Source organism: Shinella sp. R2-11, assembly GCF_055330205.1.
On record NZ_JBVAPC010000001.1, the window covers coordinates 491,877 to 514,211 of the forward strand.

Sequence of the window (22,335 nt, forward strand, 5' to 3'; positions counted from 1 at the left end):
GGTGTCAGCGTCCGGTAGACGTACCCCGCGGTCTGATTTATTCCTGTCCCGGTCGTGCCTGCGCGAGAATCCGCATTGCGGATACCGGCTGTATAATACTAGTGTTACGCATGAAAGCCAATATGGATGCCCGAAGCAACCGGGTACGGGAGGAAGCCGGATGATCGTCGATGCGCATCACCACCTGTGGCGGGTCGGCCGCGGGGACTATCACTGGATGTCGCCGGACATGCCGGTGCTGGCGCGCGACTATGTTGCCGTTGACCTTCGTCCCGTTCTCCGGCGGGCCGGGGTCGACCGTACCGTCGTCGTCCAGGCGGCTGAGACGGAGGCGGAGACCGATTTCCTGCTTTCGCTCGCGGCGGAAACGGATTTCATCGCCGGCGTCGTCGGCTGGCTGGATTTCGAGGATGCCGCCTTTCCCGCCAAGCTCGAAGCGCTGATGCGCCGGCCGAAATTCGTCGGGCTGCGGCCGATGCTGCAGGACCATGCGGACGACGGCTACGTCCTGCGCCCGGCCGTGCTCGACAATATCCGCCATCTCGCCGCGGCGGGCGCCGCCTTCGACATTCTCACCTTTCCGCGCCATCTGCCCGTGATCCTGCGCATGCTCGATGCCGTGCCGGACGTGCGGGCGGTCGTCGACCATCTGTCGAAGCCGCCGGTGGCGAGCGGCAGGCTGGAGGGCTGGGCGGAGGACATGGCACGGCTCGCCGCCCATCCGGGCCTTCATTGCAAGGTTTCCGGTCTGGTCACCGAAGCCGATCATGCGGGCTGGGCGCCGGGCGATCTGACGCCCTATGTCCGGCATGTCTTCGATGTCTTCGGCGCCGACAGGCTGATGTTCGGCAGCGACTGGCCGGTCTGCCTGCTCGCCGCCTCCTATGCGGAAGTCCTGAACGCCGCCCGCGGCATTCTCGATCCCCTGCTCGACGCGGACGGCATGGCCCAGGTGTTCGGCGGCAATGCCGTAAGCTTCTACCGCCTCTGAGCCGCCCCGGCGGTTGCCGCCGCGCCCGATCCGAACCATGGCTCCGTGGATATGCGGAACGACGCTTGCGAGGTCTGTTATATTAGTGTAATAGGACAGCGCCGGTAAGAGGAGAGACATCGACAGCGATGCGCGCCGGCAAGGGGAGAGAGGAATGCCTTCGGCCGCGAGCGCATTGCACATGAGGGGGATCGGCAAGGTCTTCCCGGGTGTGAAGGCCCTGTCCGGCGTGGACCTTGCCGTCCGCTTCGGCACGGTGCATGCCATCGTCGGCGAGAACGGCGCCGGCAAGTCGACCCTGATGAAGATCCTCAGCGGCGCCTACGCCCCGACGACCGGCACTATCGAGGTCGCCGGCACGGAGGTGCGCATGAAGCGCCCGGCCGATGCGCAGAAGCTCGGCATCCGCATGGTGCACCAGGAGCTGAACCTCGTTCCCGACCTCACGGTCGCCGAAAATATCTTCCTCGGCCGCATGCCGAGGCGCCTCGGTTTCTTCGACCGCGGCGGCATGGTGCGCCGCGCCGCCGCCATCCTCGCGGAGCTGGGCGCCGCCATCGATCCGCAGCAGCGCCTCGGCGACCTGTCGATCAGCCAGCAGCAGCTCGTGGAGATCGCGAAAGCCTATGCCGCCGAGCCGCGCATCATCGTGCTCGACGAGCCGACCTCCAGCCTCAGCGAGCACGAGACCGCCGCGCTCTTCCGCATCCTGCGCAAGATGCGCGATGCCGGCATTGCCATCATCTATATCAGCCACCGCCTCAAGGAGGTGCTTGATATCGCCGACGAGGTTACGGTGCTGCGCGACGGCGCGATGATCGAGACCCGTGCCGCAAGCGGCATCACCGCCGCCGAGATGATCCGCCTCATGGTCGGCCGCGAGGTGAGCAACGTTTTCCCGAAGACCCCGTCGACCATCGGCAGGCAGGTGCTGCGGGTGCGCAATGCCGGGGACGGCGAGCGCTTCCACGCCATCAGCTTCGACGTGCGCGCCGGCGAGATCCTCGGCCTCACCGGCCTCGTCGGCGCCGGCCGCACGGAGGTCGCCCGCGCCATCTTCGGCCTTGCGCCGCTGACATCGGGCACGGTCGAGATCGACGGCGCGCCGGTGACGATCGGCTCGCCCGCGGCGGCCGCCCGCGCCGGCATCGCCTATGTGCCCGAGGACCGCAAGGGCGACGGCATCATGCCCGCCATGACGGTGCGCGAGAATATCAGCCTGCCGGTGCTGCGCCGGCTTGCCAACCGTTTCGGCCGCGTGCGGCGCGGCGCGGAGCGCGAGCTTGCCGGCACCTATGTGCGCAAGTTCTCCATCGTGCCGCCGGATGGCGAGCGGCGCATCGGCCTGCTCTCCGGCGGCAACCAGCAGAAGGCGGTGATCAGCCGCTGGCTCGCCACATATCCGAAGGTGCTGATCCTCGACGAGCCGACGCGCGGCGTCGATGTCGGTGCCAAGGCGGAAATCCACGGCATCATCGGCCAGCTCGTCGCGAACGGCATGGCCGTGGTGATGATCTCCTCCGAGCTGCCGGAAATCATGGGCGTGTGCGACCGCGTGGTCGTCATGCGCGACGGGCGCGCCTCCGTGCCGCTCGCCCGCGAGGGCCTGACGGAGGAGCGCATCATGGCGCTCGCCACGGGCGAGGAAAGTGCAGAAGGGGAGGCCGCATGACGGACATCGCCGCCATGGGACAGACGACGAAGGACGCCGCGCGCTTCAGCCAGGGCAGCCGCATGGTCGGCCTCATCTCGCGCGCCGGTCTCACGCTCGCCATCCTCGCCGTCATCCTCTACGGCTCGCTCGCCAATCCGGTCTTCTTCACGGCCGGCAATTTCGTGAACGTGCTGATGTCCATGTCGATCGTCGGCATCGTCGTCGTCGGCATGACCTTCGTGCTGGTCGTTGGCGGCATGGCGGACCTTTCGGTGCCGGCGACCATCGCCTGCGGCGCGATCCTGTCGCTCGCCCTCCAGCCCTATATCGGCCCGGTTCCGGCCTTTGCCGTCGCGGTGCTGCTGGCGGGGCTCACCGGCCTCGTCAACGGCGTGCTCGTCGGCTATGTCGGCATCAATCCCATCATCGCCACGCTCGGCATGGGCACTATCGTGCTCGGCATCGTGCAGGCCGCCGTCGGCGGCGTCATCGTCTACGGCACGGATCCGAGCTCGGCGGATTTCGTCAAGAGCCGCATCCTCGGCGTGCCGATGATCGCCGTCATCTTCATCGCCATCGCAATCCTCGGCAATTTCGTGCTGTCGCGCACCTTCTGGGGCCGCTGGACCATCGCGACGGGCGGCAACTACAGCGCGGCGCAAGCGAGCGCCGTGCCGGTGCGGGCCGTCCGGGCCGGCGCCTTCGTCATCACCGCCTTTGCCGCGGGTTTCAGCGGAGGTCTGCTCGGCCTGACGCTGCAGAGCGCCCGCCCGCTCGTCGGCCAGGGCTACGAGTTCAGCGCCATCACGGCGGTGGTCGTCGGCGGGGTGTCGATCATGGGCGGCTTCGGCTCCATCCCGCGCGCCATGGCGGGTCTCGTCTTCGTGCAGCTTCTCACCAATGTCATGGTCCTTCAGGGCGTGCGCACGCCGATCCAGGGCTTCGTCCTCGGCCTCCTGATCGCCGGTGCCGTCGCGCTCGACATCGCGCTGCGCAAGCGGGGTGTTGCCTGATGTCCGCCTTCGTTTCCGCGCTCCTGCGCTACCGCGTCGCCGTCATCCTCTGTCTGACGCTCGCCGCCGCCACGCTCATCGTGCCGGGCTTTGCCAGCCTCACGACGCTCAGCCTCGGCCTCGACCGCGGCTCGACCATCGGCCTCATCGCCATCGGCCTGACGGTGCTCCTCATCGCCGGCCAGATCGACCTTTCCGTCGGCTCGGTCTTCGCCGTTTCCGGCATCGTGGGGATCATGCTCCAGCCGGCGCTCGGCATGGGGTGGGCGGCGCTCGCCGGTGTCCTGGCGGGCACCGCCGCCGGCGTGGTCAACGGCTTCCTCGTCGTGGTGCTGCGCATCAATTCGCTGGTGGCGACGCTCGCCACCATGCTGGTCTTCCGCTCGGTCGCGCACTGGATGACGGCAAGCCAGCCGATCCCCGGCAACGACATCATGTTCTCGATCACGCTCAGCGAGATCTATCTCGAAGTCTTCACCGTCCGCAGCGGCCTGTTCCTGGTCTCGATCCTCGCCCTCCATGTCTGGCTGACGCGCACCGTCGCCGGCCGCAACCTCTTTGCCGTCGGCTCCAACGCGCTTTCGGCGGAGGCGAGCGGCATCTCGGCGGGGCGCATCATGTTCCTGTCCTTCGTCTTCGCGAGCACCCTTGCCGGTGTCGCGGGCGTCCTGCAGAGCCTTGCCACCAATACGGGTTCGCCGGTCTACGGCTCCGAGCTCACCGTCGCCGTCATCGCCGCCGTCGTCGTCGGCGGCACGCGGCTGGAGGGCGGGCGCGGCTCGGCGCTCGGCACGCTCGGCGGCGTCCTCACCATCGCCGCGCTGACGACGGCGATGGAGTTCCAGTCTGTCCCCGCCTACATGCAGCAGGTCGCCTCCGGGCTGATCCTCATCCTGCTCGTCGTCCTCGACCGAACCGTTCGCACCGGCCGGCGCAAGCCGGCCGCGGCCCCCGCCCATGCCTGACACTTTTCCAATCGATGAAGGAGGAAAACATGATTGGTAAGACTGCACGCCTGCCCGCCGCCGCGGCGGCCATACTGCTCGCCTCGACGGCCTTCGCCAGCGCCAAGACGGTCTGTTACGTCACGGCCGCCGATTCCCACGCCTATGCGACGCCGGCCAATGTCGCGCTCAACGACCGCGCCAAGGAGCTCGGCATCGAGATCCTGAGCCTCAGCCAGAACTTCGACGTGCAGACCGGCACCGAGCAGGTCAGCACCTGCATCGCCCGCAAGGCCGACGGCATCATTCTCTGGCCACTCGATCCGCAGGCCTATATCCCCGCGCTCGCCCGCGCCAAGCAGGCGAACATCCCGGCGATCCTCATCAACTCGCCGATGGCCGAGCAGGCGAACGACTTCGTCAAGTCCTTCACCGGCCCCGACGTCTACGAGGAAGGCAAGCTTGCCGCCGATTCGCTGAACGAGGCGATGAAGGGCGAGGGCGCCGTCGTCGTCATCGCCGGCCAGGCCGGCAACGGCACGACCATCGGCCGCGTCGGCGGCTTCGTCGATCGCCTCAAGGAGATCGGCAGCAAGGTCGAGGTGCTGGAAACGGTCAATGCCGACTTCGACCAGCAGAAGGCGCTCGTCGCCAGCCGCGACCTGATCACCCGCTTCGGCGACAGGATCACCGGCGTCTACGCAAACGACGACACCATGGCCCGCGGCTTCATCGACGCCTGGAAGGAAGCCAATTCGGGCAAGCCGACGCCGCCGATCGTTGGTATCAACGGCCAGCGCGATGCCTTCGATTCCATCCGCTCGGGCGAGATGTACGCGACCATCGTCCAGTCGCCGGTCGAGGACGGCAAGCTCGCCATCGAGACCATGGCGGAGATCCTCGACGGCAAGGACGTCAAGGCCCGCCTGCCGATCCCGCTGACCGTCGTCACCAAGGCCAATGTCGAGACCGTCGAACCGGCGTTCTGACGGCCTTCACGAGCCGCAGGGCGCCGGTTGCGCGCCTTGCGGCTTTTCCATGCCCGCAAGCCGGCCCGCGGGCCGAACAGGCGATATCCTTGTCTTTGCCCTGCAGCCAGACGGCTCGCCTTCCGAAAGGCGGATGTTTGCAAACGGTATTGGCGGTCTCGGCAAGCCCGGGCTTCCGGGCGGGATGAAGGCGGTCGGCAGACGTTATCAATAACCTGCGTCAGCGCCTCGACCTGTGAATGCCGTTGGTGAGGCTCAGGGCTCGCCTTCCAGCATCTCCATGATATCCGCCCCGGCGCCGGCCGCCGTCGCGTCGGCCTTGCCGGCGGCATCGAGGAATTCCTGCTGCGAGGCAACCGTATAGTTGCAGCCGACGAACATCGTCTGCGGATTCCCCGTTTCAGCGGGTGCTCCCAGCATCATGGCGAGCGCGTTGTCCGTCGGAGCGAAGGCACCGAGCATCGGGCCGCTCTCGGGGTCGACGAAGCGGTAATATTGCTCGGTCATTTTTATCGGCGCGCGCTTCATGCCTTTTGCCTCGATCAGCGTCCGCGCCGCGTCATAGGCTTTCTCTATCACCACCCATTCCTGCAGGAAGGAGATGCGGGTGACGGGCCTGCCGAACACGGTAACGGGCTCGGCGAGCTCGAAGGTCTCCAGACCGAGCATCCCCTCATGGCCGTTGTCCGTGACCGGCTTCAGCCATGCCGGCAGGTTCCCGCTCATGAAGAGCGCCATTCCGGTTTTGCCCAGCACCTCGCGCGGCGCCCTGCATTCGGCAAGGGACGACAATGTCCCGGGCGTCAGCTCGAATGCGGCGGCATCCGGCTGCACGTCCTCGGCGCGAGCGGGTACTTGTCCCGTCATCTGGCACAGGACGGCAAAGGCGGCGCATAGCCGGAGCATGGATTTCATGGCATTCACGATCGTTCATTTCCTTCCGCGCCCGCCGGCCATGGAGCGGCAGCGGGCATGCGCGCGCTATATTCCAGAAAAATGCGGACGGTTCCAGCCGATGGAGCGGGGAGACGGAAGAGTGTGCCTCGTCCCGTCCGGCTTGCGCATGATGGGCGAGGACGCAAAAAAATGGGCCGTCGGAAACCGCGGCCCATGAGATGTGGAGATCTGAACCTCCAGAGGGGAACAGCTGCTGCGGCGGTACTGGGAGGAGAAAGGCCGCCATATGCATCAGCTGTCCTGAATATGCTTGAACTCCGGCAAAATGACAAGCATTGGTTGTGCATTTCACCTATGCAAGGATTGCAATGCAACCGTCCCGCTTCACGGCGATTTCTGCGCGCGTTTCAGGAGGATCTGCATCTCATCGAAGCGCCGCTTGCGGTCGCCGTCGTCCTCCTGCGGGGAGTAGCAGGTCCGCGAGACGCAGAAGCGGCGCAACGTATAGGGGCGTTCCGCCTTGTCGAATTCGCATTCGAACTCGTCGGTCAATTCGGATTTCTGCTGGTCGGCCCGCTGGGAATAGGTGAAGCGGACGCCGGGTGGCTTCAATTCGGGGAAGGACTGCACCACGCCGATATTGAGCGTGTCGGTCATGAAGAAGCTCTTGGCGATGTCGGTACATGTCGCCTGCAGCTCGGGGCTCTGGGCATAGGCTGGCGAGGCGAGGACGAGAGCAACACCGACGATCCACTTCATTCTTTCCTCCCGGGGCATGGCGACGGTCAGGCGGCCGCACCGTCGCGAAATCCCGCTCGGGCGGATTTGTTCCCGGAAAGGATGCGCCTGCCTCAGCGCCGCATCCTTCTGGCAAGGGGAAGGAGGGCGCGCGCCTGCAGGTGCTCCAGCATGTCGAGGATCGCCTTGCCGTGCCGGTCCATGATCCAGAGCGAGGCCATGGCGAGGGGAACGGCGAGGATTGCCGCGCCGAGCATGTCGAGCGGATAGTGCACGCCGATATAGATGCGCGACCACGCCACCAGGAGGCCGAGCCCGGCCGCCCACCAGGCCGCGCTGCGCCGCCGCACCATGAACAGCAGCGCCGCGGAGACCGCGAAGGCAAGGCCGTGATTGCTCGGGAAGGAGCCGTTCGGCCGGTGCTCGACCAGCGCATGGCCGACGCCGGCCATGAAGGGGCGCGGCCGGAAGGCGACGAGCCCGATGAGATAGCTCAGCACGATCGCCAGCAGGAAGGCGAGAACGAGGGCGACGGCCGTCAGCCGGTTGCGCCGGCCGCCCGCGATCCACAGCCAGGCGAGATAAAGCGGAATGACGAGGACGACGAACTTGGCGATGAAGATCGCGAGCCACGCGGCAATCGTATTGGGCGTAGCGCCGGCATTCAGGAGCAGAAAAAGATCGGTATCGAAATCGAGCATGAAGGGCCTGTGAGATGCATGTCGCTTCGCGCCTTGGACCCGGATCGTGGCGGCATCATGCCGCTTGAGGGAAAAGCCCGCCAAAGGCTGTGGAGAATGCTCCGGCCGGGCCGGGCCCGTGGTCGCCGGCCGTACCCGCGACATCTTTACCGGCCTAGATGCTTGTCTTCCGGCCGCGCCTCGTGGCATTAGGGGCCTTCCTCCGGAGACTGGCGCATGATCAAGACCCTGACGGCCGGACGGCCATGGACACGACTGGCGTTCATCGCATCCCTTCTGCTCACGGCCCCGGCGCATGCCACGCCCGTGCTCGTGGTGGATGCCGGGAACCATCAGGTGCTCTATCAGGAAGAGGCCGGCGCGCCCTGGTATCCCGCCTCGACGACCAAGCTGATGACCGCCTTCGTGGTGTTCGAGGCGATCCGGGCCGGCGAGGTGGATCTTGCCACCCCCGTCACCATGACCCGCAATGCGACCAAGCAGGCGTTCCTGGAATCCGGCCTCACCCTCGGGCGGACCATGACGCTGGAGGACGCACTCTTCGCCATGCTGACCGCCTCGGCCAACGACGTCGCCGTGGCGCTTGCCGAAGCCGTGGTGCCCGACGAGAAGGCCTTCGTCCAGCGCATGAACGATGCGGCCGCCCGCCTCGGCATGACCGGCACGCATTTTTCCAATCCGAACGGGCTTTTCGACAAGGCCAACTACACGACCGCGCGCGACCTCGCGCTGCTGGGACTGGAAGTGGACCGGGCCTTTCCCGAATATAGCCGTTTCTTCCAGGCGGCCGCGGTGACGATCGACGGCAAGGAGATCAAGTCGAACAACCTGCTGCTGACGCGTTTCAGCGGCACGATCGGCATGAAGACCGGTTTCCTCTGTGCCTCCGGCCGGAACTATGTCGGGCTCGCCACGCGCAACGGTAAGCGCGTCATGGTCGTCATGATGGGGGCGACGACCGAGCGCGAGCGCAACGAGCGTTCCGCGCAATATCTGACGCAGGCCTTCGAGGGGCGCCTTCAGAGCGGCGCGGGGCGCCTTGAGGACCTGAAGAACCGGGGCGATCTGCAGCCGGAGGACATGCGCATCCGCCTGTGCACCGACAAGAGCGCGGCCTATGAGGCAAGCCGGGATGCGCTTTATCCCATGGGCCTGCCGGGCCACGAGAGCTACCTGAAGGACGAGATTCCCGGCGAGGTCCATGCGATCAGGACCTGGGCCAACGACAATCTCAAGGACGTGCCGGTTCCCGCCCGGCGTCCGTCTTAGAGCGTTTCCGCTTTCTCCGAGTCGCGAAAACGCTCGAACTCTTTGTTTAGCCGCATTTGCGAACGCAAAACCGCTTCGCACTTTTGCTGGAAATGCTCCAGGCCCGGTTCGCCGGCCTGCCATCTGCCCGGTCGCGAAGAAGGAGGATCGTATGATCAGATACCTTTCGGCTGCCGCCGTCGTGCTTGCCGCGGCGCATGCGGTGGCCGCCGACCCCGCCTACCGTGACGACCGCTCCGATGCGGCCTCGCTAATAAGATCGCTCTACAACGCCATCGACCGGAAGGAATATGCCCGGGCCTGGGACTATTTCGGCGACCGCAAGCCGGCGGCGGACTTCGCGGCCTTCGCGGAAGGCTATGCCGGCACCGAGGCCGTCGACGTGGCGCTCGGCGCCGTCAGCGAGGAGGGCGCTGCGGGCAGCGTCTATTTCCAGGTTCTCCTCGCCATCCGCGCCCACCGCGCGGATGGCGAGGATGAGGTCTTCGCGGGCTGCTACGTGGTGCGGCAGGAGAACCCCGCGATCCAGGAGCCGCCCTTCCGCCCTCTCCAGATCGAAAAGGGCAGCCTGAAACCGGCCACCACGAGCAATCTCGACGAGGCTGTGCCGGGGGAGTGCGGGGAGTAGCTTCCGCGTGAAGAGCGGGCGGGTGGTGGAATGGCCGTCGGCCCGTGACACCCTTCCGCCGGATGGCTATATCTGCGCTCCGGTCGTGCCGGCCGGAACTTTTCCCCGCCGCAACGGGCGGGGTCAATGAACAGACGTTTGAATGACATGCCAGAACAGAACATCACGGTAGCCGGGACGCGCTCCGCATTCATCGAGGGCGTCATCGCCTGCGGGCCGACGATCCTCGGCTATTGGAGCATCGGCTTTGCCTCCGGCGCCATCGGCGCGATCTCGGGCTTCAGCATCAGCGAGATCCTGCTGCTTTCCGCCCTGCTCTATGCGGGCTCCGCGCAGTTCCTCTTCTATTCCCTCTGGACGGCGGGGGCGGGGCCGTCCGCGGTCGTGCTGGCGGTACTGCTCGTCAATATCCGCTACCTGCTGATGAGCTCCTATCTCGCGCGCTTCTTCTCGGGCGCCTCGACCATGCAGAAATTCGTCAGCGGCGTGCTGTTGACCGACGAGACCTTCGGCGTCGCCACGCAGTTCGCGACGGGGCGCGGGGTGCTGCCCTATCGCTGGATGCTCGGGCTCAACGTGGCGGCCTATGCGAACTGGATCGTCGCCAATTTCATGGGCGCCCTTTTCGCGGCGGTCATCCCCGCCGGCATCTCGCACGGCCTCGGCTTCAGCCTGACGGCCATGTTCATCGGGTTGCTGGCGCTCAACTATTTCGGCAGCGCCCGGAAGCGGCTGGAGATCGTGGCGATGGTCACGTCGGCCGCCGCCGTGCTGGCGACGATGCGTTTCCTCGACGTCAATGTCTCCGTGCTGGTCGCGACGGCCCTTGCCGCGACGATCTGCGCGACCGCGCTGCAAATCCGGGAACGCCGGGGGAGGCTGTCATGACCGGCTCGTTCCTGCTGACGGTCGCGATCTGCGCGGCGATAACCATCTGCATCCGCGCCCTGCCCATCGTCTTCCTTGCCGGCGCAAGGCTGCCGGCCTTCGCCATGGCCTGGCTCGGCTTCATCCCCTCCAGCATCATGATCGCGATCGTGACGCTGGAGCTGGTGAAATATGCCGGCGAGGACGGCGGAACGGCCGCGACCGTGGCGGCTGCCGTGGGCTGCGCGGTGGTGGCCTTCCTGACGCGCAGCCTTTTTGCGACCGTCCTCGTCGGCGTGGTCCTCTATCTCGGCATGATGCTGATGGCCTGAGCGGGCGTCGATTTCCGGCTTGCCATTACGGAATTTCTGGAACCTAAAGTAGCATTTCCGCATTGATTGGGCAGGAGGCAAGACCATGGATACGTCCTTGCTCATCAACTGGCCGGCGGGCGTCGCGATCAACCTGGAAGCACTGGGTGGGCCCTTCATGGTGGGCTCGACGCGGGAGGCCGCCATTCTCCTGATGGACTGCTGGCCCGTCAATCACGGCCGCGCCTTCATTCATGCGCTGGAAGTCTGCGCGGACGCCCTCGAGGAGGAGGCGCAGGACGACGACGTTCGCCGCGCCTTCGTGGAAGCGGCGGAAGAAGCGCATATCCTCATGCATCTGCAATAGGGGGAACGGCCCGCCCTGCCGCCTCAGGAGGCCTCGCGGGAATAGAACATCCGCGCGGACGCCTCGATGATGGAGCGGTGCTTGCGCGCGTCGAAGGAGACGGCCGGGAAGGTCTCGAAGAGATATTTCGCGAACTCCACCTTGGCCTCGTCCGCCTGGTCGAACCACGGCTGCGAGGTCACTTCGGTGAAGATCTGCTGCAACGCGCCCAGTTCTTCCGGTTCAAACGTGCCCTTGGAAAAGATATCGCCCATAACGTCCACCCGTCGTCGTGTCCGCTGATCTGGGCATCGGGCCGCCGGTGTTCAAGGTGCGGGCACCGCCGGTCCCTTCAAAAAATCGGGAGAGGCAGGCGGCTACCACTCGCTGTCGGGGTCGGCGAGGAAGGAGGGGATTTTCGCATCCTCGCCCGCCGCGGCATAGAGCAGTTCGATGCAGCGCCGGCGCTCCTCCTCGATGCCTTCGACGATCATCTGCACCGGGTCCTTCTGCCCGCGGGCAAGATGGCGCGCCGCGATGCTCCAGGCCGCGCGCTCGGTGCTGGATGTGAAGATGCCCGATTTGTCGTACACGCATTTCTCCTGCCATTTCATTGGCCGCGGAAGATGCGCCAGCGTCCTTGCGCGAACGTTGCGGCATCCGGGCGCCTTTCTCCGGGCTTCATTAAAAATTCGCGGCAAGCGGGTAAAAGCGGCTTGTTTTTGTTCATATAAGCGCTAACTTTTATAAACGATGAACCGGTTGCGCCGCGTATTTTCGCGCATCCGAGGTGCCCCATGAAAAGCATTCCGGACGTCATTGCCGAACTGAGCCGCGCGGCGGCCGAGGTTCCCACGCTCTCGGAGGGAGAAAAGCTCCGCCTCCTGGGACGCGCCTATATCACGATCCATGAGGGCTGGGAGGCGCTCGGCCAGTCCGACCACCTCCAGGAATCGGCCGAGGCCGTCGATCTCATCCAGGCGGGAAGGGTGCCGCTGCATCTTTACGACGACGAGATGCAGGCGATCCTGCTGGAGGCCGTCAAGGTGATCCGGCAGATCGAGGCGGCGCTGGAAGCAAGGGACGCGGCGCCGCCCGAACACGCTCTTGCCGATCGCTAGAGCAATTCCAGCAAAAGTGCGAAGCGGTTTTGCGTCCGGAATTGCGTTAAAATAAAGCGTTAGAACGTTTTCGCGATTCGGAGAAAAGCGGAAATGTTCTAGGCTGCGGCGCTTTCTCTTCCCTCAAAGCTCGCCGGAGATTTCGCGGCGGTTGCGGTCGAGTTCCTCGCTGTAGCGGCGCAGCGTATGGCTTTCCGTGAGAAGGCCGATCACGCGCTGGCCGATCATGTCGCTGACCACCGCGAGCGCTTCGCTTTCTGTCTGGTCGAAAAGTGCGACGGCCTGCCGGGCGTTCATGGTGGGAAGGAGCACGTCGCTGCGGTGGCGCGCGACGTCCCGCACCAGCACGCTGCCATCTTTGGTCTCCACCAGATCGGCGTGAACCTCCGGCACCAGCACCAGCCCCGCATATTTCCCGGCTTCGTCGACGAGGACGACGCGCTGCGTCGAGCCGATGGGAAAGCGCGCGCGGAATTCGGCGAGCGGCATGGCGGCGTCCGCGGTGCGCACGTCGGCGCGCATCAGCTTGTCGACCGTGAGGTTGCGGATCCAGCCGACATCGTGCGCGCTGCGGATGGTCTCGCCGCGCAGGTGGAAGCGCCAGGTGGCGAAGGAGTAGCCGAACAGCGTGCGCACGATGAAGGACGAGGTGATGACGGCGGCCAGCACCAGCGCGGTCATCGGAAAGTCGCCCGTCACCTCCAGCGCCAGGAAGGTCATGGTCAGCGGGCCGCCGATGACGGCGACGGCGAGCGCGCTCATGCCGACCACGGCATAGCTTGCCGGCGCCAGCGTGGCATGGCCGAGATAGGGCGCGGCGAAGGCGAAGAGCTTGCCGATCAGCGCGCCCATGAAGAGCGAGGCGAAGAACAGGCCGCCGCGAAAGCCCGAGCCGATCGAGACGGCCGACGCCACCGCCTTGAGGAGGAACAGGCCGAGCAGGCCGAGGATCGTCACGTTCGTCTCGAGGTTGAGGTGGAGCGCGCCGTGGCCGCCCGAAAGCACCTGCGGGCTGATCATGGCCAGCAGTCCGACGATGATTCCGCCGATCGCCGGGCGGACATAGCCGGGAATGGCGCTCTTGCGGGCGGTCTCCTCGACCAGCGCGACACCCTGCATGAGCAGGATGCCGACGCCGCCGCAGATGGCACCGAGCAAGAGGGCCGGCACATAATCCGCCGGCAGCACCGAGCCGACGCTGCCGACATCGATGCCCGCATCGCTCGGCGAGAGCAGGCGGGCGACGAGATTGGCGACGAGCGCGGAAACGACCACCGGCGTCAGCGAGAGGATGGTATAGGCGCCGATGATCAGCTCGAAGGCATAGAAGGCACCGGTCAGCGGCGCGTTGAAGGCAGCGGCGATGGCGCCCGCCGCGCCGCATCCGACGAGGATGCGCATGTCCGAGCGGCGCAGCTTCAGCTTGCTGCCGAATTTCGAGGCGAAGCCGGCGGCGACCTGCGTATAGCCGGCTTCGAGGCCCACCGAGGCCCCGAAGCCGTTGGAGATGAGGTTCTGCACCGCGACGACGAGACTGTCGGTCAGCGACAGCCGGCCGCCATGCAGGGCATTGGCCTCGATCGGGTCGACCAGCGGCCGCTTGCGCCAGCGGGCGAGCAGCAGCAGGAGAATGCCGAGCAGGATGCCGCCGGCGATGGGGGCGACGAGCAGCAGGACGGGATTTCCGACGGCCGCGCCGCTGAGGCGCTGGTCGGGAGCAAGGCCGAAGATCGTCGAATGCATCGTGCGCGCGATGAGGGTCATGGCGGCGACGGAGAGGCCGGCGGCGATGCCGACCAGCACACCGGCGATGGTAAGGCCGAATTCGCTTCGTCGCGGCAGCGTGCGCATCAGTTCCAGGCTGAGGAACCGGTAGAGCACCGAGGGGCGCAACTGACGCAGCCGCTTGCGCAGGCCGAAATGGCGAATCGTATGCTGTTTCATCGTCCTTCCGGCCGAGCGTGCGACAGGTCCTTGTTCCCTGGTCCGGGATGATCGGTAAGGGGATTTAATCCCGCCCGCCCGTCTGTCAAAGGCAAATCTGGTCGCAACCCGCCGAATATCGCGTATTCGGCGGCAGGAAGGGATGGGATGCGGGCAGGGCGGGCCTGCCCGGCCTGGTCAGTACTGCGAGGGTGGCAGGCGCACGACGAGGCCGTCCAGCGCCGCGGACATCTTGACCTGACAGCTCAGGCGGCTTTGCGGTGTCGGGTTGGAGACGCATTCCAGCATCGCCTCCTCGAAGTCGTCGGGCGGCGAAAGCCGCTCCAGCCAATCCTCGTCGATGTAGCAATGACAGGTTCCGCAGGCGCAGGCCCCGCCGCATTCGGCCGCGATGGCATCGACGCCGTTGTTGACGGCGGCCGACATGACGCTCTGGCCGTCCTCGACGCTCGCCTCGATGGTGCTGCCGTCATTGCCGATGAAACTGATCTTGAGCATGGGATTTCCGTGGTTTTGCGGGGAAGGGTCAGGCAGGCTTGAAGGCGATCTTCAGCGCCCTGGGGCCGCGGACCGAAAGGCCGGTCTTGTATTGCGGCTCGGCTTCGGCGAGCGAGATCGTCTCCATGCGCTTGAGGAGGGTGGTGAAGATCACCTCCATGTCGAGCCGCGCCAGATGGTTGCCGAGACAGAAATGCGCGCCGCCGCCGAAGGCGAGGTGCCGGTTGGGATTGCGGGCGATATTGAACGTGTCGGCATCCGGGCCGAAGGCGTCCGGGTCGCGGTTCGCCGCGCCGTAGAGCAGGCCGAATTTCGTGCCGCGGGCAAACGGCCGGCCGCCGATCCGACAGTCCGCCGTCGCATAGCGGTGGAAGAAGGGCAGCGGCGATTCGAAGCGGAACATTTCCTGGATCGCAGTCTGGATGACGCCCGGTTCCTGCCGAAGGCGCTGCATCTGGTCGGGATAGCGCAGCAATGCGTGCATGCCGGAGCCCAGCACGTCGATGGTCGAGCCGTGGCCGGCCATGAGGATCAGCATGCAGGTGGAGACCAGCTCGTCCTCGTTAAGGTGCCCGGCATCCTGCGCCGCCATCAGGCGGGTGATCATGTCGTCCTCAGGGGCGGCCCTGCGGGCGGCCATCAGCTTCAGGAGATAGTGGTAGAATTCGGTGGTCGCCTTTTCGGCGGCGGCCTTGCGCGCGTCGGAACGGTCGATGTCGAAGAAGCGCACGACGTTTTCCGACCAGACGCGCAACTGCGGACAGTCCTCGTCCGGCACGCCGAGCACGCGGCCGATGATATGGCCCGGCACATGCGCGGCGAGGTCCTCGACGAAGTCGATCTCGCCGCGGTCGATCAGGCCGTCGACGAGCCGGTCGACGAAATCCTGGATCATGCCGCGCTGGCGGGCGATGAAGGCGGGCGTGAACTCGCGGAAGACCTGCTTGCGCAGGCGGTCGTGCACCGCGCCGTCGCTGTCGAGCATAGAGAACTGCACGAAGCGGGAATGGTGCGGCATGTCATGCCAGTTCTGCGCCCGCTGCTGTGCCTCGATCTCCTCCGGCGACATGAAGAATTCCGCCGAGCGCACCATGGCATTGTCGCGGGCGATCGCCGCCACATCCTCGAAGCGCGAGACCAGCCACATGTCGAAATCGGCGAAGTAGACCGGCTCGCCGCGGGCGCGCAGCGCCGCATAGGCCGGGTAGGGATTCTGGGCGAAGGCGGTGGAAAGCGGCTGAAAATCCATGTCAGCCTGAAGCGGCGCGGTCATGTCCATCAAGTCTCCCAAAACATCGCCTGCCGGCGCAAGCGCGCCAAACTAGAGGATTTAGCCGACGAGGGAATGTACCGCAGGCGCAGGATGATGGATAAAACTCGCATCGACGGTTGCAGCATGATAGGCCGCTTTCCGAGCGACATGCGAAGGCGATAGAGATGCCCGACAAGGACAATGCCATCTTCTTCCAGACGCCGGGGCGGCATGCGGCCGCCTATCCCTATCGGATCCTCGTCGGCGGCCACACCTTTTTCACGCCGGCCGCCCCGCCCGTCGCCCGCCGCTTTCACCACCAGACCCTGATCTGCACCCTTTCCGGCCTCGGGGAGATCCGGGTCGGTGACGCGGTAAGCACGGCGGCGCCCGGCAGCGTCGCCTGGCTGGATACGGCTCTTGCCTACCGCCACGGCTGCCACCCGCAGGCGCAGCACTGGCACTATGTCTGGCTCGGCTGCGAGGGCGCGGCTCTGGAGCGCGTTTTCCATCTGCTTCAGGTCGGGCGGGCACCGCTTTTCGAGCTTGGCGCGGCGGCCGATGCCCGCCCGCTCTTCGAGGCGGCGGTCGAGGCGCTGCGCACCCGGCCCGCGGCACCCGAGGCGATGTCGAACGCATTCGTGGCGCAGATCGTCGCGCTGCTGGCGGCGCAACGCGGAGAGGAGGGGGAGGACGACGGCGACCGTATCGGCCTTGCCATCCAGGCCATGCGGGCGGACCTTGCCGGCGGCTGGAGCGTCGAGGCCCTCGCTTCCATCACCGATCTCAGCCCGTCGCAGCTCCACCGCCGCTTCCGCCGACTGACCGGCACCACGCCGATGGACTGGCTGCGGCATGAGCGGATGAACCACGCCAAGGGGCTGCTGACCCGCACGGCTGAGAAGATCGCCGCGGTCGCGCTCGCCTGCGGCTATCCCGATCCCTACCATTTCAGCCGCGACTTCTCCCGCACCGTGGGGATTTCCCCCAGCGCCTTCCGCGAAGGCCACGGCCTGCCGCTGCCCGCAAAGCCGGCGGCGATACGTCGGCGATAGCGGTCGAACGGGCCCGATCGTCTGCGCTAAGAATGCCTGTCAGGCGAAGACGTGCGCCTTGCCGGCGACGTCGAGGCGCACGAGGTTTCCGGGCGAGGGCAGCGCGACGCTGGAGGTTTTCAGCACGATGGGCGGCAGGGCGGTATCGGCGAGTGCCACCGAGATGGTGCAGACCGCGCCGCCGAACTGCACGTCCACCACGCGTCCGCCGTTCTGCGGCGTCGCGCCGTCGACCGCGACGCGGATCTGTTCCGGCCGCAGCATGATTTCCGCCTTGCCGGCATGGTCGCCGTCGACCGCCACGCGCCCCAGCGCGCAATCGGCAAAGCCGTTCTTGATGATGGCTGGCAGCAGCACCGCATCGCCGAGGAACAGAGCCGTCTCGCGGTCGAGCGGCTGGTGGTAGATCGCCTGCGGCGCCCCCGCCTGCACCAGTTGCCCCTCGCGCAGCACCGCCACCTGGTCGGCGAAGGAAAGCGCCTCGGTCTGGTCGTGGGTGACGAGGATGGCGGTGATGCCGGCGGCCTGCAGCACGCGCGCCACGGCCTTGCGCATGTTCTCGCGCAGGCTCGTGTCGAGGGCGGAGAAGGGCTCGTCCAGCAGCATCAGCTTCGGCCGGCGGCCGAGCGCGCGGGCGAGCGCCACGCGCTGCTGCTGCCCGCCGGAAAGCTGGTGCGGCCGGCGGGTTGCCATCGCGGCCTCCAGCTCCACCATCTCCAGCAGGCTTTCGATCCGTTTCTCCCGGTCGGGCGCGCCGCGCTCGAAGCCGAAGGCGATGTTGTCGGCGACGCTGAGATGGGGAAACAGCGCGCCGTCCTGCGAGACGATGCCGATGCCGCGCTTGTGCGCCGGCACGCCCGCCGGCCCGTCGGCCAGCAGCGCGCCGTCGAAGCGCACCCGGCCCGTATCAGGAAATTCGAAGCCGGCGATGATGCGCAGCAGCGTCGTCTTGCCCGAGCCGGAGGGGCCGACGACGGCCGTGCGGCTGCCGGCGGGTACCGAGAGGTTCACCCCGTCCAGCGCCCGCACCGGCCCGTAGCGCCGGCTGATGTTTTCCAGATCGAGCAGCGTCATTGGCCGGCCGTCCTTTTCGACTGGGCATGGAGGAGAAGGGTGAGCGGCAGGGAAAGCACGACCATCATCACGGCATAGGGCGCGGCCGCGACATAGTCGATCTCGCTCGTCAGCGACCAGAAGCGGGTGGCGAGCGTCTCGACGCCGATGGGCGAGAGCATGAGCGTCGCCGTCAGCTCGTTGACGATGCCGAGCGCGACGAGCGCGATGCCGGCGGCGGCTCCCGGCGCGGCGAGCCGCAGCGTGATCTGCCGCACCGCCTGTCCCGGCGTGCGCCCGAGCGCCATGGCCGCGCGCTCCAGCTCCACCGGGGCCTGCGCGATGCTGGCCCGCAGCCCCACCATGGCGCGCGGCAGGAAGAGCAGGATATAGCCGGCGAGCAGCATGGCGAAGGTCTGGTAGAGCGGCAGCAGGTAGCGCACGGTGAGGGAGGCGAGCGCCAGCGCCACGACGACGCCGGGCAGCGAGCCGACATAATAGTGACAGGCCTCCAGCACCCGTTGCAGCCGGCCGGGCGCGCGCACCGAAAGCCAGGCCATGGGAAAGGCGGCGATGGTGGCAAGGACCCCGCCGGCAAGCGCCAGCACGATGGTCTGGAGCACGGCCTGAGCGACGCCGCCGGTCCAGATGCCGAGCCCGCCGACCCAGAGCCAGCGGCAGAGCGTCGCGAGCGGCACGCCGAGCGTGAGCGCGGCAAGGCCGAGCGGCAGGAGCATGACGGGCAGCCGCAGGCGGCCGAGGCGGCGCCGGTCGGTCGGCCGCGCCGCGCCGGAGCCGACGCGCGCATAGCGCTCGTTGCCGCGCAGCAGCACTTCGAGGCCGAGCAGCAGCAGGCAGCACGTCACCAGCACGCCGCCGATCATGTTGGCGGCGGGGCTGTTATAGGAGGACTGGAACTGGTCGACGATGGCCGTGGCCAGCGTATCGAAGCGGATCATGGCGAAGAGGCCGTATTCCGACAGCAGGTGCAGCCCGATCAGCAGCGAGCCGCCGCAGATGGGAATGCGAAGCTGCGGCAGCACGACGCGGAAGAAGACGGCGGTCGGGGCGAGCCCGAGGGAGGCCGCGGCATCCTCCACGGCCGGATCGAGCCGCCGCAGCGCGGCGGCGACGGGCAGGTAGAGAAAGGGAAAATAGGCAAGGACGGCGACGAAGACGCCGCTCGCCAGCCCCCGCATGCCTGGCACGAGGCTGACCCAGGCATAGCTGTGCACGAAGGCCGGCACAGCAAGCGGCGTCACGGCGAGCCAGGCCCACAGGCGCGGGACGGGGATGTCGGTACGCTCCGTCAGCCAGGCCATGCTGACGGCAACCGCGATCGACAGCGGAACGGTGAGAAGCTCCAGATAGATCGTGCTGAGCAATAGTTCGCCGACGCGAGGGCGGAAGACCAGCGCCTTCACCGTCTCCCAGCCGACATCGTAGGTGACGAGGGCGATGAAGCCGAGCGGCACGAGGCTGACGAGCGCGACCAGCATGGCAAGCACCAGGACGGGGGCATAGGGAATGCGGGCCGTCCGCCGCTTGGAGGGCGCCGGCCAAGCGCTATCGAGGGTTTCTGCCGTATTCTGCTGCAACAAGGCCGTGCCTTCATGCGATGACGAGGAGCCGGTCCCCATTGCGCGGCAATGGCGGCCTGACCTTGCCCTAAGGATTTCTTGAGTAAAACGCAATGGTTTCTGGTGCCGCAGGCCGCATTCGGCTATGGGAGGAGCGCAATTGCCGGCATCGGAATTGCAGATCCGCTCCTGCCGGCCGCGCAGCCACGATCCACGAAGGAGACTGTCATGAACCAATCGATCCGGGTAACATTCGCAGCGCTATCGCTTGCGACAATGGTGCTGGCGTCGGGCGCCCGCGCGCAGGAAGCCGATGAACTCGTCGTTTACAATGCCCAGCACGAAGCGCTCGGCAATGCCTGGGTCGAGGCGTTCACCAAGGAGACCGGCATCAAGGTCGCCGTGCGCAAGGGCAGCGACATGCAGCTCGCCAACCTGATCCTGGAGGAGGGCGACCTCTCGCCGGCCGACATCTTCCTGACGGAGAATTCTCCGGCGATGGCGCTGCTCGACGAAGCCGGCCGCTTCGCGCCGGTCGACAAGGAAACGCTCGACCAGGTGCCGGCGGAATACCGCCCGGCGGACGGCATGTGGACGGGCATCGCCGCCCGCTCGACGGTCTTCGCCTATGACAAGACCAAGCTGACCGAGGACAAGCTGCCGAAATCCATGATGGACCTTGCCGATCCCGCGTGGAAGGGCCGCTGGGGCGCTTCCCCCGCCGGCGCGGACTTCCAGGCGATCGTCGGCGCACTGCTTCAGTTGAAGGGCGAGGAGGCGACGGCCGGCTGGCTCAAGGCCATGAAGGAGAATGCTACGCCCTACAAGGGCAACAGCGTCGCCATGAAGGCCGTCAATGCCGGCGAGATCGAGGGCGCAGTCATCTATCACTATTACTGGTTCGGCGATCAGGCGAAGACCGGCGAGAACAGCAGCAACGTCGCCCTGCATTACTTCAGGAACCAGGATCCGGGTGCCTTCGTCAGCATTTCGGGCGGCGGCGTGCTGAAGTCCGGCAAGCACCAGAAGGAGGCGCAGGCCTTCCTCAAGTGGATCACCGGCAAGGGCGGCCAGACCATCCTGCGCGACGGCGATTCCTATGAATATGCGATCGCAGGCGAGGCCAATCCCAAGCTGGTGCCGCTGAAGGACCTCGATGCCCCGAAGGTCGAGGCCTCGACGCTCGACAACAAGAAGGTCGTCGAACTGATGACCGCCGCCGGCCTGTTCTGAGCGGCCATGCTGCGCGCTCCAGGGCGGGCGCGCAGCACAACCTGCGGCTTGCCTGGCAGGAAGCCAATGTTCTGAGGCCGTGGTCGAAAATCAAGCGCTTCGAGCGCTGAGTTGCCGAGGCATCGCCCCTTTTCGAGGGGGCGATGCCTTTTTGTTTGTGCGGCCTAGCGCCAGCCGAGGGCCGGGGCGACGTGCTTCAGGATGGCCTCGATGACATGCGCGTTGTATTCGACGCCGAGCTGGTTCGGCACGGTGAGGAGCAGCGTGTCGGCCTCGCTGATCGCCTCGTCGGCGGCAAGCTGCTCGATCAGCCGGTCCGGCTCGTCGGCATAGGAGCGGCCGAAGATCGCCCGTGTCTTGTCGTCGATGAAGCCGATGGAATCCTGCTCCTTGCCGCCGCGGCCGAAATAGGCACGGTCCCGGTCATCGACGAGGGCAAAGATGCTGCGGCTGACCGAAACGCGCGGGCTGCGCGCATGGCCGGCTTCCTTCCAGGCCTCGCGATAGGCGCGGATCTGCGCGGCCTGCTGGACGTGGAAGGGTTCGCCCGTCTCGTCGTCCTTCAGCGTGGAGCTTTGCAGGTTCATGCCGAGCTTGGCGGCCCAGGCGGCGGTGGCGTTGGAGCCGGCGCCCCACCAGATGCGCTCGCGCAGCCCTTCGGAATGCGGCTCGAGGCGCAGCAGCCCGGGCGGGTTGGGAAACATCGGCCGCGGGTTCGGCTGGGCAAAGCCTTCGCCCTTGAGGACGTCGAGGAAGACTTCCGCATGCCGGCGGCCCATGTCGGCGTCGCTCATGCCCTCCTGCGGCTCGTAGCCGAAGTAGCGCCAGCCGTCGATGACCTGTTCGGGCGAGCCGCGGCTGATGCCGAGTTGCAGGCGGCCCTGCGAGATGAGATCGGCCGCGCCGGCGTCCTCGGCCATGTAGAGTGGGTTCTCATAGCGCATGTCGATGACGGCCGTACCGATCTCGATCTTCTTCGTGCGTGCGCCGACGGCGGCGAGCAGCGGGAAGGGCGAGGCGAGCTGGCGTGCGAAATGATGCACCCGGAAATAGGCGCCGTCCGCCCCGAGCTCCTCGGCCGCCACGGCAAGGTCGATCGACTGCAGCAGCGTATCGCCGGCCGAGCGGGTTTCGGACTGGGATGAGGGCGTCCAGTGGCCGAAGGAAAGGAAACCGATTTTCTTCATGGATATCTGCCTCGACGCGAAGCGTCCGTTGGGAGGGAACGTTGTCCCGCAAGATGGGTGATCG

The 22,335-nt window shown here is 66.6% G+C and carries 24 protein-coding genes; 13 read left to right on the plus strand and 11 right to left on the minus strand.

Going from position 1 to position 22,335, the window contains the following annotated elements:
- The first annotated feature begins 160 nt into the window (after positions 1-160).
- From ACZ1A1_RS02360 to ACZ1A1_RS02380, 5 genes are all read left to right on the plus strand, one after another.
- Positions 161-991, plus strand: a complete 831-nt coding sequence (locus tag ACZ1A1_RS02360) for an amidohydrolase family protein (RefSeq protein WP_463618603.1) — start codon at positions 161-163, stop codon at positions 989-991.
- Between the two features lie 154 nt (positions 992-1,145).
- Positions 1,146-2,663, plus strand: coding sequence for a sugar ABC transporter ATP-binding protein (locus ACZ1A1_RS02365; RefSeq protein WP_463618604.1), 1,518 nt, complete (start codon positions 1,146-1,148; stop codon positions 2,661-2,663).
- Positions 2,660-3,658 (plus strand): ABC transporter permease, encoded by a 999-nt coding sequence (locus ACZ1A1_RS02370; protein WP_318913072.1) that lies wholly within the window; start codon positions 2,660-2,662, stop codon positions 3,656-3,658. Before ACZ1A1_RS02365 ends, ACZ1A1_RS02370 begins: the two co-directional genes overlap by 4 nt.
- On the plus strand, positions 3,658-4,623 hold the full coding sequence (locus ACZ1A1_RS02375; protein WP_463618605.1) for an ABC transporter permease: 966 nt from the start codon (positions 3,658-3,660) through the stop codon (positions 4,621-4,623). The genes ACZ1A1_RS02370 and ACZ1A1_RS02375 overlap by 1 nt, the downstream gene beginning before the upstream one ends.
- Positions 4,624-4,652: 29 nt before the next feature.
- On the plus strand, positions 4,653-5,591 hold the full coding sequence (locus ACZ1A1_RS02380) for a sugar ABC transporter substrate-binding protein (protein ID WP_463618606.1): 939 nt from the start codon (positions 4,653-4,655) through the stop codon (positions 5,589-5,591).
- 255 nt (positions 5,592-5,846) lie between these two features.
- On the opposite strand, the gene ACZ1A1_RS02385 is transcribed toward ACZ1A1_RS02380, so the two are convergent.
- The 3 genes from ACZ1A1_RS02385 to ACZ1A1_RS02395 form a co-directional block, all read right to left on the minus strand.
- Positions 5,847-6,506 (minus strand): hypothetical protein, encoded by a 660-nt coding sequence (locus ACZ1A1_RS02385; protein WP_463618607.1) that lies wholly within the window; start codon positions 6,504-6,506, stop codon positions 5,847-5,849.
- A gap of 366 nt (positions 6,507-6,872) precedes the next feature.
- Entirely contained in the window at positions 6,873-7,247 is a 375-nt protein-coding gene (locus ACZ1A1_RS02390; protein WP_463618608.1) for a hypothetical protein, read from the minus strand.
- Positions 7,248-7,339: 92 nt separating this feature from the next.
- Positions 7,340-7,927 (minus strand): undecaprenyl-diphosphatase, encoded by a 588-nt coding sequence (locus ACZ1A1_RS02395; protein WP_463618609.1) that lies wholly within the window; start codon positions 7,925-7,927, stop codon positions 7,340-7,342.
- A gap of 216 nt (positions 7,928-8,143) precedes the next feature.
- Here ACZ1A1_RS02395 and ACZ1A1_RS02400 point away from each other — a divergent pair, with 216 nt between their 5' ends.
- The 5 genes from ACZ1A1_RS02400 to ACZ1A1_RS02420 all read left to right on the plus strand — a co-directional run bounded on the left by ACZ1A1_RS02400 (position 8,144) and on the right by ACZ1A1_RS02420 (position 11,369).
- Positions 8,144-9,196, plus strand: coding sequence for a D-alanyl-D-alanine carboxypeptidase family protein (locus tag ACZ1A1_RS02400; protein ID WP_463618610.1), 1,053 nt, complete (start codon positions 8,144-8,146; stop codon positions 9,194-9,196).
- Between the two features lie 151 nt (positions 9,197-9,347).
- Positions 9,348-9,824: a hypothetical protein gene (locus ACZ1A1_RS02405; RefSeq protein ID WP_463618611.1), complete on the plus strand. Its 477-nt coding sequence runs from the start codon at positions 9,348-9,350 to the stop codon at positions 9,822-9,824.
- Positions 9,825-9,950: 126 nt separating this feature from the next.
- Positions 9,951-10,712, plus strand: a complete 762-nt coding sequence (locus ACZ1A1_RS02410) for an AzlC family ABC transporter permease (protein WP_463618612.1) — start codon at positions 9,951-9,953, stop codon at positions 10,710-10,712.
- A complete protein-coding gene (locus ACZ1A1_RS02415) occupies positions 10,709-11,023 on the plus strand; it encodes an AzlD domain-containing protein (RefSeq protein WP_313191907.1) in 315 nt (104 codons plus the stop codon). The genes ACZ1A1_RS02410 and ACZ1A1_RS02415 overlap by 4 nt, the downstream gene beginning before the upstream one ends.
- A gap of 85 nt (positions 11,024-11,108) precedes the next feature.
- Entirely contained in the window at positions 11,109-11,369 is a 261-nt protein-coding gene (locus tag ACZ1A1_RS02420; RefSeq protein WP_313191906.1) for a DUF982 domain-containing protein, read from the plus strand.
- Positions 11,370-11,392: 23 nt separating this feature from the next.
- Here the strand turns inward: ACZ1A1_RS02420 and ACZ1A1_RS02425 are convergent, their stop codons facing one another.
- Positions 11,393-11,623, minus strand: coding sequence for a hypothetical protein (locus ACZ1A1_RS02425; RefSeq protein WP_119255282.1), 231 nt, complete (start codon positions 11,621-11,623; stop codon positions 11,393-11,395).
- 102 nt (positions 11,624-11,725) lie between these two features.
- Positions 11,726-11,941, minus strand: a complete 216-nt coding sequence (locus tag ACZ1A1_RS02430; protein ID WP_119255281.1) for a hypothetical protein — start codon at positions 11,939-11,941, stop codon at positions 11,726-11,728.
- 204 nt (positions 11,942-12,145) lie between these two features.
- Between ACZ1A1_RS02430 and ACZ1A1_RS02435 the strand changes: the two genes are divergently transcribed.
- Entirely contained in the window at positions 12,146-12,469 is a 324-nt protein-coding gene (locus ACZ1A1_RS02435) for a hypothetical protein (protein ID WP_313191905.1), read from the plus strand.
- A 123-nt stretch (positions 12,470-12,592) separates the two neighbouring features.
- On the opposite strand, the gene ACZ1A1_RS02440 is transcribed toward ACZ1A1_RS02435, so the two are convergent.
- The 3 genes from ACZ1A1_RS02440 to ACZ1A1_RS02450 all read right to left on the minus strand — a co-directional run bounded on the left by ACZ1A1_RS02440 (position 12,593) and on the right by ACZ1A1_RS02450 (position 16,184).
- Positions 12,593-14,320: a chloride channel protein gene (locus ACZ1A1_RS02440; protein WP_463618949.1), complete on the minus strand. Its 1,728-nt coding sequence runs from the start codon at positions 14,318-14,320 to the stop codon at positions 12,593-12,595.
- 270 nt (positions 14,321-14,590) lie between these two features.
- Positions 14,591-14,911, minus strand: coding sequence for a 2Fe-2S iron-sulfur cluster-binding protein (locus tag ACZ1A1_RS02445; RefSeq protein ID WP_313191904.1), 321 nt, complete (start codon positions 14,909-14,911; stop codon positions 14,591-14,593).
- 28 nt (positions 14,912-14,939) lie between these two features.
- Entirely contained in the window at positions 14,940-16,184 is a 1,245-nt protein-coding gene (locus ACZ1A1_RS02450) for a cytochrome P450 (protein ID WP_463618613.1), read from the minus strand.
- A gap of 164 nt (positions 16,185-16,348) precedes the next feature.
- Between ACZ1A1_RS02450 and ACZ1A1_RS02455 the strand changes: the two genes are divergently transcribed.
- Entirely contained in the window at positions 16,349-17,218 is an 870-nt protein-coding gene (locus ACZ1A1_RS02455) for a helix-turn-helix transcriptional regulator (protein ID WP_463618614.1), read from the plus strand.
- A 39-nt stretch (positions 17,219-17,257) separates the two neighbouring features.
- On the opposite strand, the gene ACZ1A1_RS02460 is transcribed toward ACZ1A1_RS02455, so the two are convergent.
- On the minus strand, positions 17,258-18,292 hold the full coding sequence (locus tag ACZ1A1_RS02460) for an ABC transporter ATP-binding protein (protein ID WP_463618615.1): 1,035 nt from the start codon (positions 18,290-18,292) through the stop codon (positions 17,258-17,260).
- A complete protein-coding gene (locus ACZ1A1_RS02465; RefSeq protein ID WP_463618616.1) occupies positions 18,289-19,911 on the minus strand; it encodes an ABC transporter permease in 1,623 nt (540 codons plus the stop codon). The genes ACZ1A1_RS02460 and ACZ1A1_RS02465 overlap by 4 nt, the downstream gene beginning before the upstream one ends.
- Positions 19,912-20,079: 168 nt before the next feature.
- On the opposite strand from ACZ1A1_RS02465, the gene ACZ1A1_RS02470 reads away from it, so the two are divergent.
- Entirely contained in the window at positions 20,080-21,084 is a 1,005-nt protein-coding gene (locus tag ACZ1A1_RS02470; RefSeq protein WP_463618617.1) for an iron ABC transporter substrate-binding protein, read from the plus strand.
- A gap of 164 nt (positions 21,085-21,248) precedes the next feature.
- Here the strand turns inward: ACZ1A1_RS02470 and ACZ1A1_RS02475 are convergent, their stop codons facing one another.
- Complete coding sequence (locus tag ACZ1A1_RS02475) at positions 21,249-22,271, minus strand: LLM class flavin-dependent oxidoreductase (protein WP_463618618.1); 1,023 nt, start codon at positions 22,269-22,271, stop codon at positions 21,249-21,251.
- Positions 22,272-22,335 lie beyond the last annotated feature (64 nt).

Bases quoted from the DNA above. Each gene is read 5' to 3' on its own strand.
- ACZ1A1_RS02360 (WP_463618603.1), top strand. From the start codon at position 161: ATGATCGTCGATGCGCATCACCACCTGTGGCGGGTCGGCCGCGGGGAC.
- ACZ1A1_RS02365 (WP_463618604.1), top strand. From the start codon at position 1,146: ATGCCTTCGGCCGCGAGCGCATTGCACATGAGGGGGATCGGCAAGGTC.
- ACZ1A1_RS02370 (WP_318913072.1), top strand. From the start codon at position 2,660: ATGACGGACATCGCCGCCATGGGACAGACGACGAAGGACGCCGCGCGC.
- ACZ1A1_RS02375 (WP_463618605.1), top strand. From the start codon at position 3,658: ATGTCCGCCTTCGTTTCCGCGCTCCTGCGCTACCGCGTCGCCGTCATC.
- ACZ1A1_RS02380 (WP_463618606.1), top strand. From the start codon at position 4,653: ATGATTGGTAAGACTGCACGCCTGCCCGCCGCCGCGGCGGCCATACTG.
- ACZ1A1_RS02385 (WP_463618607.1), bottom strand. From the start codon at position 6,506: ATGAAATCCATGCTCCGGCTATGCGCCGCCTTTGCCGTCCTGTGCCAG.
- ACZ1A1_RS02390 (WP_463618608.1), bottom strand. From the start codon at position 7,247: ATGAAGTGGATCGTCGGTGTTGCTCTCGTCCTCGCCTCGCCAGCCTAT.
- ACZ1A1_RS02395 (WP_463618609.1), bottom strand. From the start codon at position 7,927: ATGCTCGATTTCGATACCGATCTTTTTCTGCTCCTGAATGCCGGCGCT.
- ACZ1A1_RS02400 (WP_463618610.1), top strand. From the start codon at position 8,144: ATGATCAAGACCCTGACGGCCGGACGGCCATGGACACGACTGGCGTTC.
- ACZ1A1_RS02405 (WP_463618611.1), top strand. From the start codon at position 9,348: ATGATCAGATACCTTTCGGCTGCCGCCGTCGTGCTTGCCGCGGCGCAT.
- ACZ1A1_RS02410 (WP_463618612.1), top strand. From the start codon at position 9,951: ATGAACAGACGTTTGAATGACATGCCAGAACAGAACATCACGGTAGCC.
- ACZ1A1_RS02415 (WP_313191907.1), top strand. From the start codon at position 10,709: ATGACCGGCTCGTTCCTGCTGACGGTCGCGATCTGCGCGGCGATAACC.
- ACZ1A1_RS02420 (WP_313191906.1), top strand. From the start codon at position 11,109: ATGGATACGTCCTTGCTCATCAACTGGCCGGCGGGCGTCGCGATCAAC.
- ACZ1A1_RS02425 (WP_119255282.1), bottom strand. From the start codon at position 11,623: ATGGGCGATATCTTTTCCAAGGGCACGTTTGAACCGGAAGAACTGGGC.
- ACZ1A1_RS02435 (WP_313191905.1), top strand. From the start codon at position 12,146: ATGAAAAGCATTCCGGACGTCATTGCCGAACTGAGCCGCGCGGCGGCC.
- ACZ1A1_RS02440 (WP_463618949.1), bottom strand. From the start codon at position 14,320: ATGCGCACGCTGCCGCGACGAAGCGAATTCGGCCTTACCATCGCCGGT.
- ACZ1A1_RS02445 (WP_313191904.1), bottom strand. From the start codon at position 14,911: ATGCTCAAGATCAGTTTCATCGGCAATGACGGCAGCACCATCGAGGCG.
- ACZ1A1_RS02450 (WP_463618613.1), bottom strand. From the start codon at position 16,184: ATGACCGCGCCGCTTCAGGCTGACATGGATTTTCAGCCGCTTTCCACC.
- ACZ1A1_RS02455 (WP_463618614.1), top strand. From the start codon at position 16,349: ATGCCCGACAAGGACAATGCCATCTTCTTCCAGACGCCGGGGCGGCAT.
- ACZ1A1_RS02460 (WP_463618615.1), bottom strand. From the start codon at position 18,292: ATGACGCTGCTCGATCTGGAAAACATCAGCCGGCGCTACGGGCCGGTG.
- ACZ1A1_RS02465 (WP_463618616.1), bottom strand. From the start codon at position 19,911: ATGGGGACCGGCTCCTCGTCATCGCATGAAGGCACGGCCTTGTTGCAG.
- ACZ1A1_RS02470 (WP_463618617.1), top strand. From the start codon at position 20,080: ATGAACCAATCGATCCGGGTAACATTCGCAGCGCTATCGCTTGCGACA.
- ACZ1A1_RS02475 (WP_463618618.1), bottom strand. From the start codon at position 22,271: ATGAAGAAAATCGGTTTCCTTTCCTTCGGCCACTGGACGCCCTCATCC.